Origin of the sequence: Candidatus Brocadia sp., assembly GCA_021646415.1 — a bacterium.
GTDB lineage: Bacteria > Planctomycetota > Brocadiia > Brocadiales > Brocadiaceae > Brocadia.
The window spans coordinates 23,170-38,179 of record SOEU01000017.1 but is presented as its reverse complement, the minus strand read 5'-3'; the positions used below and the strand labels follow the sequence as shown (position 1 = coordinate 38,179).

Genomic DNA, 15,010 nt, shown 5'->3' with positions numbered 1-15,010 from the left:
ACCAACAATCAATTGCAAATGTCTTGTCGATGCTTTGTTTTTCTGAGTAATCCGTACTTACTTTCAAAGTTTGCTATCTGTAATATTGCATTGTTTTCTTGCAGATAAAATGTTGGTCCCAATTAATAATTAACTTACTTGCTTAAGAGTTCTTTCTAAACTTACCTAAAAAGCAAACACCCTACTTTAGTTCCCAAGCGGGGTAGACCCGGCGGCAAAAGCAACCGGGCCTGTCCCACATTATAACTACCAATTTACCCGCAAAAGTAAATTGGTATACGCCAGGCTTTGAAGCCATGGTCGCGCGCATAGTCTCGAGTACCATCTCTCCTGGTAATCCAAGGACGGAAAATGTACCCGATGACTCGGCGATGCTTGCGGCTAATATCTTCAGCCATACAAGTCTCCTATATAGGAGCATTTTTTTCTTGACATTCCGGTTACATGACATCATTATTACTATGCGTTAACATCACGAAAGCGGCCGGTTTTCTGCCCTGTGCAGAAAATTTACCATATTGTTCGTGCTCCTGATCGAAAATATGGTCCGCTAATTACAATAAGGGGGCATTGCCAGATGCCCCCTTATTTATTGGTAATATTTTTGTTAAAGTTTTTAACCTACTTTTTACAAAAGCTGAATTAACTCCAAATCTTTGCGACATATTATAAATACCATTTCCTTCCATAGTAGCCTCTTTTATTGCAGGAGCTGGCATTAATAAAGCACCTGCAAATCGCCATGCCTGCCATTCTGGGTTCATGTATGGCTTTAATTCTTTCTCGTAATACATTCGTAAAATGTGGTCTTTATTATGTATTGACTTTAGAATGGCTTTTGCCCTTTTATAATCTGAAACATGTAAAATAGCATGTCCTATTTCATGAGCCATAGTCGAACGGCAAAAATATTTTTGTCGAGGTTCTTCAACCAAATCACAGGAGATTACGGAAACCATCGTATTGGAATCCGTGTACCCATAAATTCCATATTCCAACGGTTGATAGTCAATTTTAACCCCAGTGAGAGCTTCTAACTCACAATCGAAAAAACGCTCAACATCGAAATACTTTTCGTTATTGAGAACTTATGGCTGGTAGCTTTTGATAATGGCTAACGCAAGCCTTTCAATTTCGGCGCTACTTCTTGGTTTAGCAGGAATAAGACGTCTAGCCAATTATTTTTCCTCCATTTTCATGATAGTTTCTAATAATTGATCTTTTTTATCATCTGAAAGTTTTTCAGCTCGTAATAGAATAGTCGATAATTTAGGATCCATCTTTAGTTTCCGAGAAAAATCTAACGAAACCCTATTTCGAATTTCTCTAGCCAAATTCACAAGAAAACCATCTTTTATGCCAAGAAAATTTTCAATTTTACTGACTGTTTCGAGGTCGGGTGGACGTTTCCTTCCATGCTCAATATCCGCAATATACCCAATCGATTTCCCAATATATTCACCCACCTCCCTAAGGGTTACTTTTTTGGCTATTCTGGCTTCCTTGAGGGCTTTACCAAAATTTGCCATTTTCTCCTCCTTCCTTTCTTTTAAACCTTCCGAATTTCTAATATTACGCCATGCATTGGCGTAATCTTTACGCATTATAAGTACTTATTTTTTAAAAATTAATTAAATATTACGCCTTTTTTAGAGTAAAATATAGGTGTGGATCAATTAACAATTATTAACCAAAGATTTGAGTTTCTAGCTGACGAAGATTTATGTTGTAGAGGCACTTTCTTATGAATCCGAGATGAATAGAACCTATACATTACGCGATAAGGGATTTGAAATATTTGTAGTTTGATAAAATAGAGTAAATGCTAACTATGACAAAAGTTAACTTACAATCTTAAGAGATATTCTTCAATATTTATATTTACAAAAATACTTGTCTATTAATAGAATCCGTTCATAACGCTCTGTTAAACGCCTTGTCAAGGACAGATGACAGCAGTGCATTAAGCTCGGCTTCAGTCTCATTCTGAAGACATTTTATAACGCCTACCTTCTTCAGCAGGTTATCAAACCAAATTTGTTTCTCATATTGTAATACAGGAACATTAATTTTGCTGAGGGCTTCTATGCCTAAAGTTCTGTTACGGCCAGCACCACCGGGTGAAGCCTCTCCGAGCTTGGCAAGTCCTTCTTTTGTAAGAAAGTAGAAGCAAAGAAAGTTGGAAGTAGCAACACCTTTTTTAGGAGCACATGTAATGAACCTATGTGAGCCAACCCGTCCTGCATCAGTTAGCTTTGCAACCGCAACTGCACCTTCCCACGCAAACACGTTGTTGAATACTAGTATATTGACTTTTTAATAACGGAACATATAATATGATGTATGAGACAAACCGAAATACATCTTACCGAAGAGGATAAGGCGGAACTGAAGGCCTTTCGTTCGAAGGGGCAGCACATGGCCAGGGAAATCAACCGGGCGCACATTTTATTAGCATTAGATGAAAAAGTGCCTGAATCGCTCATCATGCAGGTTCTGGGTGTTGGACGCACCGCCATTTGGCGCACGCGTTCGGCTTATGTAGAGAAGGGGTTGGATTATGCTGTGTATGATGTGGCTCGTCCTGGGCAACCACGGCAATACGGAACTGATCAGCAAGCCGAAGTTGTAGCTTTGGCATGTAGTAAGCCTCCGAAGGGTGCAAAGCGTTGGACGATCCGGTTGCTTACCAAGGCAGCGCGTCGGCGTCCCAATCTGAAAAATATCAGCCGTGAAAGCATTCGCCGATTTCTAAAAAAAACGACTGCAAGCCCTGGCGCAAGTTGATGTGGTGTATTGGCAAAATCACCGCGGAGTATCGACAAAGGATGTATGATCTGTTGGAGCTTTATGCACGGCCCTATCGGGAAGAGGAACCGGTGATCTGTGTGGACGAGAAAAGCAAACAGCTTTTACAACAGACCCGGACACCGATTGTGGTCAGGCCGGGTGCGCCAACGAAGGAGGATTACGAATACCGGCGCACCGGAACGCGCAACATCTTCCTGGCAGTCGAGCCAAAGGGAGGACACCGCCAAGCGAAGGTGACAGCCCGTCGCACCAAGCCTGATTTTGTTCGGTTCATAGGCCAATTGGTAGAAAAGGTCTATGCCGGAGCACAGAAGATTCATCTGGTGATGGACAATCTGAACACTCATTTCCGCAAGAGTTTTGAGGAGGTCTTGGGTGTCGAGCGTGCGGAACGGATGTTGGCGAGGGTGGAGTTTCACTACACACCGAAACACGCCAGCTGGTTGAATATGGCAGAAATTGAAATAGGAGTTATGGATAGACAGTGCATCGGAGGCAGACTGCCCAGCGAAGCGATACTGAGATCCGAAGTAGCCGCCTGGCAGCATCGCCGTAATCAAACTAAGACCAAGATCGAATGGAAGTTTACCCGACAAGATGCTGATGATAAACTATCCAGGCATTATGTATCATAACTAATATGTCTTAGTACTAGATTTAGTTCGTCGCAATTACCAAATGCTTCAATTAAGCGTGCCCTGCGCCCTCTATCTGCCAAAGAATCTTTTGAATCTGCCCTAAGGCGATCCCGGGAAATTTGTTTTTCTTCACCTGTTACACCATCTCTCCATAAACCATCAACAATATTTCCTTTTCCTATTTCATCCCCACCAATCCAGTCTGTAATTGCATTTCGGACACTTTTACCTCCTTGCCCACCTTTTTTCTGGTTTAAAAAGGCTTCCGCCAGCACCAACCCGTTCGGTTCCAATTCCATTGAATTAAACCGCGTCCCCCTAGTTAATCCAAGACCGGAAAGAGCGCGAACAGTTGATGACCGATACGGAATACGTACATAATACTTGGGTTGTGAAATCTCCTTAAAACTCCGTGCATCCCGATATTTATTAAAGGCTCTTTTACCGCGCACACCTTGATTCTGATCCTGCTCCCACACCAGCTTACATGCCAGAGCCTCAATCGCATTGGCAATTTTTACCGGCCCAAAGCTATTTATCTCTTGTACAAGTTGAATTCCGGCAACCGCCCATGACATCTGACGAACAAACCAAACTCCTCCGATACCCGGCACCACCAGTTCACGGTAATAACGAATGGCTTTATTCAGGTTCAGATTTAAAAGGGCTCGCTGCGTTTCAAACTCCTCCATTTCCGGAATGAACCAGTCAGTCATCATTGAAATCCTTTCCATTAATACAATTTAACGGGTTTATATTTGTGGATTATTGGATCGTTTTTTACAGGCTTGCTTAATATTGTGCTTAACAATATGCATAACTCTTTTAAAATATTCATACGCACCCAAATGTATTTCTTCTGTCATTTTGCTCTCTCCCTTTTATTGTTTACAACATGCTTTTAAGGATCCGGTAACAAAACATTGCGCATTATATCAAGCACAAATAGGATGTCAAACTGCGTACGAAAGCGTAGCATTGCCTACAATACCATTTTCGTTGCTCGCAACTGGTCCAATCTGCAAGATTGAATCGACGAAGGCCAGTAAAGTCGCTGCTAGAGGTACCCTGATTTAATCATTTTCAATTACCACCCTACCCGTTACTGCACCTTCCTTACTATACAAAGTTATCCGTCCATCCCTGACAACTGCGCGGTTCTTTATCTTGCCACGCCTATCATACACGGTTATTTGGTTATTCCTGATGACGATGCGTTCCTGTAACTTGCCTTCTTTGGTATACATGGTTATCGTGCTTTTCCTGGAGGAAATCAGACAGTCGTCAGTTCCACCTTTCACAATGCTACTGATATTTGCCAGTGCCACAGCACATACAAATACATATATCCATATCCGCCCGATATTCATAATCCATCCCTAAAATTATAAAAATAACGTCAAGTTATAACCGTCCCTCTTCCCCTCCTTTGCAAGGAGGGGAAAAAGGGCAGGTAAAAAACTTCATAAAAAAAGAAGTTTTTATTGAGTAATACTATAACACTCTAGTTTTTGAAAATTAACCCCGTAGGGGTGAAATATTAATAGCTTAAAGTATCAAATCTATTAAAAGCTCCAGAGGAACGACATATAAAACGTATAAACAATATATCGCTCCTACGGAGCTTGACCTTGGTGTAATTGTATTTCTATTAACATACCGCACCGCTCCTAACGGAGCTATCAAAGATATTTTTTTTCAAGGAGTTACTCAAAAAGGCACAAAAACGATTCCTGGATAAAATATGCAGGGGCAATTTATGAATTGCCTCGACATGTTTTAACCTATTTAGAAATTTACACTTGAAATAAATCCGTAATAACAGTAACCTTAAGAAAATTGTAGCAATTATTATTTATTAATCGGAAAAAGAGAAAATATATTTAATGAAAAAGACAGTAATTATTATCTCGATCATTGTCGGTTTTGTAATCGGAATAACAGCAGCTAGTTACATCCTTGTCAAACGGGCAACCTCTGATGAAGCAATAAAGAACCGTTTGTTAGGCATGCTGAGAGATTTTGGAGATACTGAAATTGATCATGCGCATATGGATTTTTTAGAAGGGATTACTATCGATAACCTCTCATTTGTTGGTACAATTAAGGATATACAAGGCAAATCTCTTAAAATCCCCAAGATCGTATTAAAACATGACCCACAAAGCCTTATAAAAGGCCAACTCAATATTAGTAATGCAGTCATTATTTCCCCGGAATTGACCGTAGAAAAGCCAACAGACATTTGGTCACTCCTTAACACCATCAAGACAAACTTTGATAATCTGAAAATACCGGCCTATATGGACGCATTAAGGCAAGGTATTGAGGTCCGGGACTTGAAGATCCATATCAAGGAAAATCCTCAGACAAATAGCCCGGAAATCAAGGTATCAGGAATTGATATCACGTTTCTCCCTTATGCAGGCTCTTTTAAAGACCTTCTGATCAAAGGATACATCAATGATAAATTTTTGGGGAATCACTCATTTACCATGAGGCTTTATCCGGATATCCCCAGACTTGACGTTGAGGTCTATGCGAATAGCATTATAATGAATGAGGAGTTTTGTAACAGATTTCCATACATCGGCAGAATGCTCTGGAACGATTATAAACCCATGGGAAATGTCAGTGTATCCTGTAACGCGAGTTTTAATAATCAGGATCAGCAAAAAAAGATGGACTATGGAATCAACATCAACCTCAACGGACTGGAGGCTATGTATAAAGATTGGCCGATTCTGATTTATAATCTGAATGGCGAGGTAGAACTGAATCCAGAAAAGCTGTATCTGAAGGGGATTGTGGGTTATCTCAAGTGTGGAAACTATACCTCTCAGGCTGAATTCAAAGGAGAATTTGATCTCTACGGTCCTCAAAAGACCTTTGTAGTAACGATTCCTAATTTATATGTAAATCAGGAATTGTTAAAAAATATACCCGAATTCGGCGAACAGGTATGGTCAAAAGCACAGCCAACGGGTTTAGTGGGACTGACTCTTCAACACAACGAAGGAGAAAATCAGGAACGTAATTATTTCCTGACGGTGAATTGCAAGGGATTAGAAATAAAACCTCCGGATTTTTCCCGGCCTATCTCGTATGTGAATGGAGAGTTCAAGCTAGCCAATAACATCATTGTGTTCAAAAATGCCAGTGGTCTTATCCAACGTGGGGATCAGTCTGTTTTTACTGAAATGAATGGCGTTTACGATATGAATAGCGGTCGAAAGATATTCAATTTCCATGCCCCGCACCTGTCCATCACAGAGTCCTTTTTGAAAGATCTTCCCAGCAAGGAAATTGGCGAAAAGCTTTGGACTAATTTGCACCCGGCAGGGAAGGTAGATATTCGCGCCAATTTTCAGGGTTTTGGCGAAAAGAAGAACGATGACTACACTATAGAGATCAACCTCAAGGATTGCGAGATTACTGCTGGCACATATAAGATCCCTCTCTGGGGGATGGCAGGAAGGCTAGAACTCAATAAAAGAGGATTTTCCAGCAAACACATTGACGCTAAATGCTGTGGGGGGCATGTAGAAGGGACCCTATCAATCCAGACAGACACTGACCCGCATCAATACAATGGGGAATTAATTTTTTCAAGGGTCGCACTGGAAGAACTGGCTCAAAAGGTCACAAAAACAGAAAGTTCGTTGTCCGGGTCACTCAACGGTAACATAAAATTCCAGGGAAACGGCACAGATCCCAAAAATTTTCACGCTGAGGGGCAAATCAATGTAAGTGAAGGGTATCTCACTGAGGTTCCTATCCTCCTAAGCGTTTTTAACTTTCTTAACGTCAGTTTATCCAAAAAAGAAAGTTTTCACAGTGCAAAGGCAAAGTTTATCGTCAAAGATGGCATAATTCATATTGAGGAAGGAAGGGTCTATAGCGATACAATAGAACTCGATGGTCGCGGAAATATTAATTTTGACGGTAATATTCATATTGATGTTGTTGCCGGATTCAACAAAGGTTTATTTTCTCAACTTCCTATTGTGGGAAAGTTTTTTGATTTAGTGGTGGGTGGCGTGCGAAAACAGCTAACAATGGTAGAAATCAAAGGCACATACTCAAATCCAGAAATTCATTCGGTCCCTTTTAAACCCTTCACCGAGTCAATCAAGAGCATGTTTGAAGTACTTCCAAAGGAAGGGCATGAAATTACAAAAGACACCGAAAGCAAAAAGACAGAAAGCTAACGAATGCTAGAACATTTCTTCTCACCAGGAACAGTTGCTGTTATTGGTGCCTCCCGTGAAGAGGGCAAGGTAGGATACGATTTACTCAAAAATCTGGTCACTTATGGATACAAAGGGAAGGTCTATCCGGTAAATCCTTATGCAGATAATATCCTGGGCATCAAGACATACACAAGCCTTAAGGAAATCAGCGGCACGATTGATCTTGCGGTAGTTGTTGTACCCGCTCCGCATGTGCTGAAAGTGATAGACGAATGCAGCGCCAAAGGGATTGATTCGATTATTGTTATCAGTGCCGGCTTTAAAGAAAGTGGTATTGACGGTGCATCAAGAGAGCGGGAATTACATCAGAAAATCAAACAACATTCGATACGCATGCTCGGACCAAACTGTCTTGGGTTGATCGATACACAATCATTCCTCAATGCCTCTTTTGCTGCCGATATGCCCGAACAGGGCAATATTGCGTTCGTTTCCCAATCAGGAGCACTTTGCACTTCAGTTTTGGACTGGGCAGTGAACGAACGTATAGGATTTTCCAAATTTATCAGCATGGGAAATAAGACCGACATTGATGAGGTGGATCTTATACAAGTTATCGATGAGGATGTCCATACGAAAGTCGTTCTTGGGTACTTAGAAGGGGTAAAAAACGGGATGGCATTTATGAATGCCGCAAATAAAATCACGAAAAAAAAACCCATGATTGTAGTAAAATCCGGGGGTACGACGGCAGGCGCAAAGGCAGCCTCATCGCATACGGGGACATTGGCCGGCGCTGAAAATGCCTTTGATACGGCATTTAAACAATCGGGAATTTTGCGTGCAAAAACAGTTGAAGAACTCTTTGACTTTGCCAGAATATTCAGCCATCAACCGCTACCCAAAGGACCACGCATGGCATTGATCACAAATGCTGGCGGACCAGGAATTATTGCGGCAGATGCGGTGGAACGGTCAAAACTGAAAATGGCGGCATTTTCAAAGAGCACCATAAAACTCCTCCGCGCCTCCTTACCCGCTATGGCAAATGTATATAACCCTGTCGACGTGCTGGGAGACGCAAAGGCCGACCGGTATAAATTTGTTATCGAAAAAGTAATAGAAGACCCCAACGTGGATGCAATTCTTGTCATTTTGACGCCTCAAACCATGACGGAAATAGAGAAGACGGCAGAGGTAATAGGCGAGATTGCAAACCGTACCGACAAACCCATCGCAACCTCCTTCATGGGTGGCAAACGGATTGGAGCGGGTTTAAAAGTTATGCAACAGAGAAAAGTACCTAATTATCCATTCCCTGAGCGCGCAATATCAGCCGTCGAGGCGATGTATAAATACACCTTATGGCAAAAAAAACCTATATCAAAAACAAAAAAAATAAGTATTCAAAAAGAGAAGGTGGCATCAATCTTTGAAAAAATAAGGCAAATGGGGCATCAATATTTGTGCGAAGATGAGGCAAAACAGGTTATTTCGGTCTACGGTTTCAAAATTCCAAAAAGTATTCTTGCTACCACAGGAACAGAGGCAGCGCAGGCTGCGGAAGAGATCGGATATCCGGTTGTTGCTAAGATTTCTTCACCGGACATCCTTCATAAATCTGATTTTGGCGGAGTAAGAATCGGAATAAAAGATGCGACAGCGGTCAGGAGGTTTTTTTCTGACATTACCCAAAAGGCGCGGAGGCTTATGCCTTCCGCAGAAATAAAGGGCGTTCTGGTGCAACAGATGATTACGGGTGGCAAAGAGGTAATCCTCGGGATGTCCCGCGATCCACAGTTTGGTCCCCTATTGATGTTTGGACTTGGCGGTATTTATATAGAAGTGCTAAAAGACGTAACATTCCGGATAGCACCCATTGGACCCAATGAAGCAGAAGAGATGATCCATGAAATTCGATCTCTTCCACTGTTAAAAGGTGTGCGCGGAGAAAGACCCGTGGATATAAATGCCCTTGTTGATAGTATTTTAAGGCTTTCTCAGCTGGTAACAGATTTTCCCGAGATCCTGGAAATGGATATAAATCCCTTGGTTGTTTTCCCTGAAGGAGGAGGCGCCATGGCCATAGATGCGCGCATGACGATATCGCAGACAGCGGCAAATCACAACCAAAAAGGACAGTAGCGAGTAGGCCGTAAGCAAATCAGCAAATGAGAATTGTTTACAGCCCGCCGCCTCCTGCTTACTTATCCAAGCAAGCTGAACAGTTATCGGAAACTTGTTAATAAATATGTTTTCACTTATAGTATTACTGTATAAAAGGGGGTTATTATGATACCCGTATTTATTGCCTCAGTTTCGCCCTTTTCCGGAAAGAACTTAATTTGTCTCGGCTTAGGATTAAAATTCAAGAGAGACGGATACAACACCGGATACTTTAAACCAATCGGATTTTCACCGGTTCTTATTGAAGACATACTTACTGATGAGGATGCCGTCTTCCTTTCAAAGGCATTGGAAGTCGATGAGCCGCTCCAGTCCATTTGCCCTGTGGTGTTAACGGATGAAATTATTGGGCGCCTGATACGTGGCGAGGAACTGAATATTCGTCAGAAGACGCTGGCAGCCTTCAATCTTGCCTCCCAGGGAAAGGACATCATGATTGCACGGGGGGTGGGAAGGCTGTCGGGTGGTACGTGTCTGCAGTTTTCGGAATTAGATTTTATCAAAGAAACACATGCAAAAGTAATCTTCGTGGATAAATTCCAGGCTTATATTGACACCCTTGACGGATTTATCTATGCATCAAAGATGTTAGGGGATCAATTGCTGGGTGTTGTGTTTAATTTGGTCCCCTCAACAAAGTTAGATTATATACGCGAACTCCTTGTTCCCTTTCTTAAAAACCACGGTATTACTACCCTGGGAATTATCCCCAAAGACCCGATCCTTGGTGCAGTATCAATCCGGGAAATCGTCAACACCATTAACGGAACCGTTCTCTGTTGCGAGGATAAGATAGATGAATTGATTGAACATTTCATGATCGGGGCGATGAATGTCGAGAGCGCCTTGAGTTATTTCCGAAAGGTCCCAAACAAGGCCGTCATTACCGGAGGTGATCGGAGTGATATCCAATTGGCTGCCCTCGAAACCCCTACGAAGTGCCTTATTCTTACGGGTGAACTCTATCCAAATGCCTCTATCCTGGGACGTGCTGAGGAAATTGGCGTACCAATTGTCATAGTAAGATCGGATACTGCAACGACACTGGAGGCTTGCGAAAACCTCTCAGGGTACGTGAGCCTGCATTCAAAGTCTAAGATACAACGCGCCGCAGAAGTGGTGGCGAGAGAAATAGATTTTAAGACTATCTATGCGCAATTGGGGTTACCGAAATAAATATTTCCACAGCATTTCTTAACGCAGCGAAACCGCAACCAAAATAACCTCCCCTGTATCCCCTCCTTCGTAAGGAGGGGATACAGGGGAGGTGAAAAACTTACTAAAAAAGAGATAATTATGCACATTGTAGGTATCAGAGAGTTGAAGAACAGACTAACGTACTATCTGGGTCTTACTAAGGAAGGAGATAGAATTATCGTAACAGATAGAGGCACCCCTATTGCAGTGCTTCACAGTGTTGATAAAATAGAAAAAAATGCAGGGTTTGATGAAAAACTTGCATTACTGGCAAAACAGGGAAAAATAAGGCTTCCCAGAAAGGGGACTGGGTTAACGCCTTTCAGACCCGTAAAGGTAAAAGGTAAACCCATTTCTGAAACTGTTCTCGAGGAAAGAAGGTGATATATTTAGACACGAGCGCTTTGATCAAAAAAATACGTTGCAGAAGAAGGCTCTGAGAACATAGTCACTATTATGCGAAGTTCTATAGTTACAACATCCAGACTAACCTATCCGGAAATATTATCTACCTTTGTAAGGCAATTCAGAGTCGGAGATATTACAAACAACAAATTGAAAGAAATATTGAAAGATTTTGAATCCGACTGGGATTGCTTTACTATCTTGGATATTCACGAAGAACTCCTGCCAATTATAAAACGTTTAATTGAGAAACATTATCTGTGGGGAGCCGATAGCATTCATTTATCTTCAGCGTTGTGGCTGAAAGATACAATAAATGATGAGGTTGCTTTTGTAGCCGCCGATATAAACTTACTTAACGCTGCCAGTTCTGAAAACCAGAATAGTATAAATCCTGTGGTTTATAAATAGAAACATAGCCAGATATTTCCAGCCATTAGAATTATAGAGTATGGCAAAACGCAACATAGCGATATCTCAACAAAAGATAGCAAACTTCTGCCGTAAGTGGAAGATTACCGAACTCGCCCTCTTTGGGTCTGTTTTAAATAGAAATTTCCGCCCAGATAGTGACATTGATGTACTGGTAAGCTTTACAGAAGATGCACAATGGAGCCTTTTTGACTCCGTCCGCATGCAGGAGGAACTAAAGGAGATCTTCGGACGTGAGGTAGATTTGGTTGAAAAGGCAGCGCTACGTAATCCGTTCCGCAGGCATTCTATTTTGCGTTCAAAAGAGGTTATCTATGCAATCTGAAGACCGCGACGCTGCGTATCTTTGAGACATGCTGAATTACCAGAGCTAATTGAGTTAATCAAACCGCTATTGCCGTCCTTGCCACCTGAGATTGAAGAATAACAACCTTTGTTTATTAATTTGTTATGGAACAAACGAGGAGACAGATACGGATTTGAAAAAACAATTAGAAGACACAAAAACAGTTGAATCAATTTATAGCCGTGTCAGGGAGATTCTTGAGGCTGCAAGAGGTAGCGCTTATCGCGCTGTGAATTTTGCTATGGTTCAGGCATACTGGCATATCGGCAGAGAGATTGTCGAGGAAGAACAGAAAGGCAAAGCAAGGGCACAATATGGAGAATATCTTTTAAAGGAGCTGTCGGAGCGTCTTGCCAAAGAGTTTGGTAAGGGCTTTGATCCGAGCAACCTTCGTTATATGCGCCTGTTTTATCTTTCCTTTGAAATTGTGAACGCAGTGCGTTCACAATCTTCAGCCATAGAGATATATGACGCAGTGCGTCACATATCTTCACATGCGCAAAAAAGCCACGCACTGCGTGACGAGTTGCCAGTAGTCCGCCCGGAACTTTCATGGACGCACTATCGTTTGCTTCTGAAGGTTGAACGGCCTGATGTAAGAAAGTTCTATGTGGATGAATGCATAACAGGCAACTGGTCTACCCGTCAGCTTGAGCGGCAGATAAATTCCTTCTATTACGAACGTCTTCTTTCAAGCCGTAACAAAAACATTGTCAGATCAGAGATAAAAAAACTTGAACCGGGACCGTCACCAAACGACATCATCAAAGATCCCTATGTCCTCGAATTCCTTGGTATGAAGGAAAGCAAAAAATATCTTGAGACCGACCTTGAGCATGGTCTGATTGATAAGCTTCATAACTTCCTTCTCGAACTTGGCAAGGGTTTTTCTTTTATCGCCCGCCAGAAAAGGATAACCGTTGAAGACGAATACTATTATATTGACCTTGTTTTTTACAATTACATATTGAAGTGTTTTGTTATAATTGACCTGAAAGTCGGTAAGCTGACGCATCAGGACATCGGGCAGATGGACTTTTATGTGCGGTACTTTGAGAAAGAGATCAGACAGCCCGAGGATAATCCTACCATTGGACTGATACTTTGCGCTCAGAAGAACGAGGCAATGGCAAAATATACTCTGCTAAAAGACAGCAAGACGATCTTTGCCTCAAAGTACAAGCTATACCTGCCTACTGAAAAAGAGTTGAAAGAGGAGTTAGAGCGTGAAAAAAGAATGCTTGAAATAGAGCTTAAGCTGTCAAAATCAAAAGGCAAGAAATAAGGTATTCAGATAAACACCCGGAACCAACGAGGAGACGGATACGGATTTAATAATTATTAAGAGTTATGAGAAATCAAACTAAGGGGAAGTCAAAAGGTATTGTTTCGTGGCCTGTTGAGGAGCGGCCAAGAGAACGATTGCTAAGCAGAGGACCGCACTCATTGACCGATGCAGAATTGATTGCGATCCTGGTTAGAGTTGGGTTTCAGGGGACTAATGCTGTTGAATTGGGTCGCAACCTTATGAAACAATTTGGCTCATTGCGGGCAATGGCAGAGGCGCCGTTATCTGCGATGCTCGATGTTAAGGGTTTAAAGGGTGCAAAGGCCGCTCAACTGGCGGCAGCAATGGAAATTGCAAGGCGTGTTTCTCTGCCGGATGGCAAGAAACGCATTCAGATAAAAGGCACTGCGCAGGCAGGTGAATATGTGAAGGAGCGGTTAAGAGGTTTACCCGATGAGTATTTTAGGATTCTTTATCTGAATCGTCAAAATCGTCTGCTTGATGATGTGCTTATTGCGCAAGGTGATGTTGATGGTGTCAAACCACCTGTAAGGAACATAATTACCCATGCCCTGCGGACAAATGCAAGCAGTCTGATAGCAGCGCATAACCATCCTTCCGGGGCAATTGATCCGAGCGAATCAGATATAATACTGACCCGTGATATAATTTCAGCTACACGGCCGCTTGGCATGAAGATATTGGATCACATTATTGTTGGAGAAGAAACAACGTACAGCTTTGCAGATAGCGGGCTGCTTGACGAACTGGAACTGGAATCTTTTTCTCCGTATCCGGCAAAAAGAAAACAAATGAAAATTAAGGAGTCGTCATTATGACGCCTGAGCAGCGGCAGGAAATCATCAGATTACTTGAAAAGGGTGAGGAACTTTCTCCAGAATGGGTAAGAATCCTTTTCCCTCCAGAGAAACGGGAATACGAGCTTGTCTATTACGGCAAGGAACGGGAAGAAGACATCCTTGCCAATACGCTGGCCGTGCCTTTGCAGCCTGTGCGGACTTTTGGAAGTAACGGTGACTGGTCTAATATGCTCATCTTCGGCGATAACCTTCAGGTAATGAAATCACTCTTGGAGATGAAAAAGGTCGGAAGGCTATGCAACGCAGACGGCACGCCCGGCGTGAGACTCATTTATATTGATCCACCGTTTGCAACGAAGCAGGAATTCAAAGGAAGCCAGGATCAGAAGGCATATCAAGACAAGGTGGCTGGTGCGCGATTTGTTGAATTCATTCGGCGTCGGTTGGTTATGCTTCGTGATCTTTTGTCTATAAATGGAAATATAGTAATTCATCTCGACCCCCGAAAGATGCATTACATAAAAGTTGTCTGCGATGAAGTTTTTGGTGAGGAAAACTTTATTAACGAAATTATTTGGCATAAGGGAAGAGAGGGAGGAAGTTCACGGTCACATGCGTCTGGCTCTGCCATACCGACTGAATATCAAAATCTTCTTATCTACGCACGACAGAGGTCTGAATGACTTTGGAAA

Annotated in this window: 16 protein-coding genes; 11 read left to right on the top strand and 5 right to left on the bottom strand. The window is 42.2% G+C overall.

Features of this window, described 5'->3' with window-relative positions:
- Positions 1–554: 554 nt before the first annotated feature.
- The 3 genes from E3K36_13165 to E3K36_13155 all read right to left on the bottom strand — a co-directional run bounded on the left by E3K36_13165 (position 555) and on the right by E3K36_13155 (position 2,289).
- Positions 555–959: an ImmA/IrrE family metallo-endopeptidase gene (locus tag E3K36_13165; protein ID MCF6156162.1), complete on the bottom strand. Its 405-nt coding sequence runs from the start codon at positions 957–959 to the stop codon at positions 555–557.
- A 219-nt stretch (positions 960–1,178) separates the two neighbouring features.
- A complete protein-coding gene (locus E3K36_13160; GenBank protein MCF6156161.1) occupies positions 1,179–1,604 on the bottom strand; it encodes an XRE family transcriptional regulator in 426 nt (141 codons plus the stop codon).
- Positions 1,605–1,914: 310 nt separating this feature from the next.
- Entirely contained in the window at positions 1,915–2,289 is a 375-nt protein-coding gene (locus E3K36_13155; GenBank protein MCF6156160.1) for a hypothetical protein, read from the bottom strand.
- Between the two features lie 54 nt (positions 2,290–2,343).
- Between E3K36_13155 and E3K36_13150 the strand changes: the two genes are divergently transcribed.
- Both E3K36_13150 and E3K36_13145 read left to right on the top strand, forming a co-directional pair.
- The gene (locus E3K36_13150; GenBank protein MCF6156159.1) at positions 2,344–2,787 is read left to right on the top strand and encodes a helix-turn-helix domain-containing protein; all 444 of its coding nucleotides are present in this window, start codon (positions 2,344–2,346) and stop codon (positions 2,785–2,787) included.
- Entirely contained in the window at positions 2,787–3,446 is a 660-nt protein-coding gene (locus E3K36_13145) for an IS630 family transposase (protein ID MCF6156158.1), read from the top strand. The genes E3K36_13150 and E3K36_13145 overlap by 1 nt, the downstream gene beginning before the upstream one ends.
- On the opposite strand, the gene E3K36_13140 is transcribed toward E3K36_13145, so the two are convergent.
- Both E3K36_13140 and E3K36_13135 read right to left on the bottom strand, forming a co-directional pair.
- Complete coding sequence (locus E3K36_13140; protein ID MCF6156157.1) at positions 3,434–4,168, bottom strand: hypothetical protein; 735 nt, start codon at positions 4,166–4,168, stop codon at positions 3,434–3,436. The genes E3K36_13145 and E3K36_13140 overlap by 13 nt on opposite strands.
- 354 nt (positions 4,169–4,522) lie before the next feature.
- Positions 4,523–4,819, bottom strand: coding sequence for a hypothetical protein (locus tag E3K36_13135; protein MCF6156156.1), 297 nt, complete (start codon positions 4,817–4,819; stop codon positions 4,523–4,525).
- A 516-nt stretch (positions 4,820–5,335) separates the two neighbouring features.
- Here E3K36_13135 and E3K36_13130 point away from each other — a divergent pair.
- The 9 genes from E3K36_13130 to E3K36_13090 all read left to right on the top strand — a co-directional run bounded on the left by E3K36_13130 (position 5,336) and on the right by E3K36_13090 (position 15,001).
- Entirely contained in the window at positions 5,336–7,660 is a 2,325-nt protein-coding gene (locus E3K36_13130; protein ID MCF6156155.1) for a hypothetical protein, read from the top strand.
- A 3-nt stretch (positions 7,661–7,663) separates the two neighbouring features.
- Positions 7,664–9,787: a CoA-binding protein gene (locus tag E3K36_13125; GenBank protein MCF6156154.1), complete on the top strand. Its 2,124-nt coding sequence runs from the start codon at positions 7,664–7,666 to the stop codon at positions 9,785–9,787.
- Positions 9,788–9,934: 147 nt separating this feature from the next.
- Positions 9,935–11,005: a phosphotransacetylase family protein gene (locus E3K36_13120; GenBank protein ID MCF6156153.1), complete on the top strand. Its 1,071-nt coding sequence runs from the start codon at positions 9,935–9,937 to the stop codon at positions 11,003–11,005.
- 120 nt (positions 11,006–11,125) lie between these two features.
- Positions 11,126–11,410: a type II toxin-antitoxin system Phd/YefM family antitoxin gene (locus E3K36_13115; GenBank protein ID MCF6156152.1), complete on the top strand. Its 285-nt coding sequence runs from the start codon at positions 11,126–11,128 to the stop codon at positions 11,408–11,410.
- A gap of 72 nt (positions 11,411–11,482) precedes the next feature.
- Positions 11,483–11,842 carry a hypothetical protein gene (locus E3K36_13110; protein ID MCF6156151.1) on the top strand — a complete coding sequence of 120 codons (360 nt, stop codon included), beginning with the start codon at positions 11,483–11,485 and terminating at the stop codon, positions 11,840–11,842.
- Positions 11,843–11,882: 40 nt separating this feature from the next.
- Positions 11,883–12,188 (top strand): DNA polymerase subunit beta, encoded by a 306-nt coding sequence (locus E3K36_13105; GenBank protein MCF6156150.1) that lies wholly within the window; start codon positions 11,883–11,885, stop codon positions 12,186–12,188.
- A gap of 193 nt (positions 12,189–12,381) precedes the next feature.
- Positions 12,382–13,494: a DUF1016 domain-containing protein gene (locus E3K36_13100; GenBank protein MCF6156149.1), complete on the top strand. Its 1,113-nt coding sequence runs from the start codon at positions 12,382–12,384 to the stop codon at positions 13,492–13,494.
- A gap of 65 nt (positions 13,495–13,559) precedes the next feature.
- Entirely contained in the window at positions 13,560–14,336 is a 777-nt protein-coding gene (radC, locus tag E3K36_13095) for a DNA repair protein RadC (protein ID MCF6156148.1), read from the top strand.
- Positions 14,337–14,593: 257 nt separating this feature from the next.
- Positions 14,594–15,001, top strand: coding sequence for a site-specific DNA-methyltransferase (locus E3K36_13090; GenBank protein MCF6156147.1), 408 nt, complete (start codon positions 14,594–14,596; stop codon positions 14,999–15,001).
- Positions 15,002–15,010: the final 9 nt, after the last annotated feature.

Excerpts from the sequence above, each read along its gene's own strand:
- E3K36_13165 (MCF6156162.1), bottom strand. The coding sequence starts at position 959 with ATGGTTTCCGTAATCTCCTGTGATTTGGTTGAAGAACCTCGACAAAAA.
- E3K36_13160 (MCF6156161.1), bottom strand. The coding sequence starts at position 1,604 with ATGCGTAAAGATTACGCCAATGCATGGCGTAATATTAGAAATTCGGAA.
- E3K36_13150 (MCF6156159.1), top strand. The coding sequence starts at position 2,344 with ATGAGACAAACCGAAATACATCTTACCGAAGAGGATAAGGCGGAACTG.
- E3K36_13145 (MCF6156158.1), top strand. The coding sequence starts at position 2,787 with ATGTGGTGTATTGGCAAAATCACCGCGGAGTATCGACAAAGGATGTAT.
- E3K36_13140 (MCF6156157.1), bottom strand. The coding sequence starts at position 4,168 with ATGATGACTGACTGGTTCATTCCGGAAATGGAGGAGTTTGAAACGCAG.
- E3K36_13135 (MCF6156156.1), bottom strand. The coding sequence starts at position 4,819 with ATGAATATCGGGCGGATATGGATATATGTATTTGTATGTGCTGTGGCA.
- E3K36_13130 (MCF6156155.1), top strand. The coding sequence starts at position 5,336 with ATGAAAAAGACAGTAATTATTATCTCGATCATTGTCGGTTTTGTAATC.
- E3K36_13125 (MCF6156154.1), top strand. The coding sequence starts at position 7,664 with ATGCTAGAACATTTCTTCTCACCAGGAACAGTTGCTGTTATTGGTGCC.
- E3K36_13120 (MCF6156153.1), top strand. The coding sequence starts at position 9,935 with ATGATACCCGTATTTATTGCCTCAGTTTCGCCCTTTTCCGGAAAGAAC.
- E3K36_13115 (MCF6156152.1), top strand. The coding sequence starts at position 11,126 with ATGCACATTGTAGGTATCAGAGAGTTGAAGAACAGACTAACGTACTAT.
- E3K36_13110 (MCF6156151.1), top strand. The coding sequence starts at position 11,483 with ATGCGAAGTTCTATAGTTACAACATCCAGACTAACCTATCCGGAAATA.
- E3K36_13105 (MCF6156150.1), top strand. The coding sequence starts at position 11,883 with ATGGCAAAACGCAACATAGCGATATCTCAACAAAAGATAGCAAACTTC.
- radC (MCF6156148.1), top strand. The coding sequence starts at position 13,560 with ATGAGAAATCAAACTAAGGGGAAGTCAAAAGGTATTGTTTCGTGGCCT.
- E3K36_13090 (MCF6156147.1), top strand. The coding sequence starts at position 14,594 with ATGAAAAAGGTCGGAAGGCTATGCAACGCAGACGGCACGCCCGGCGTG.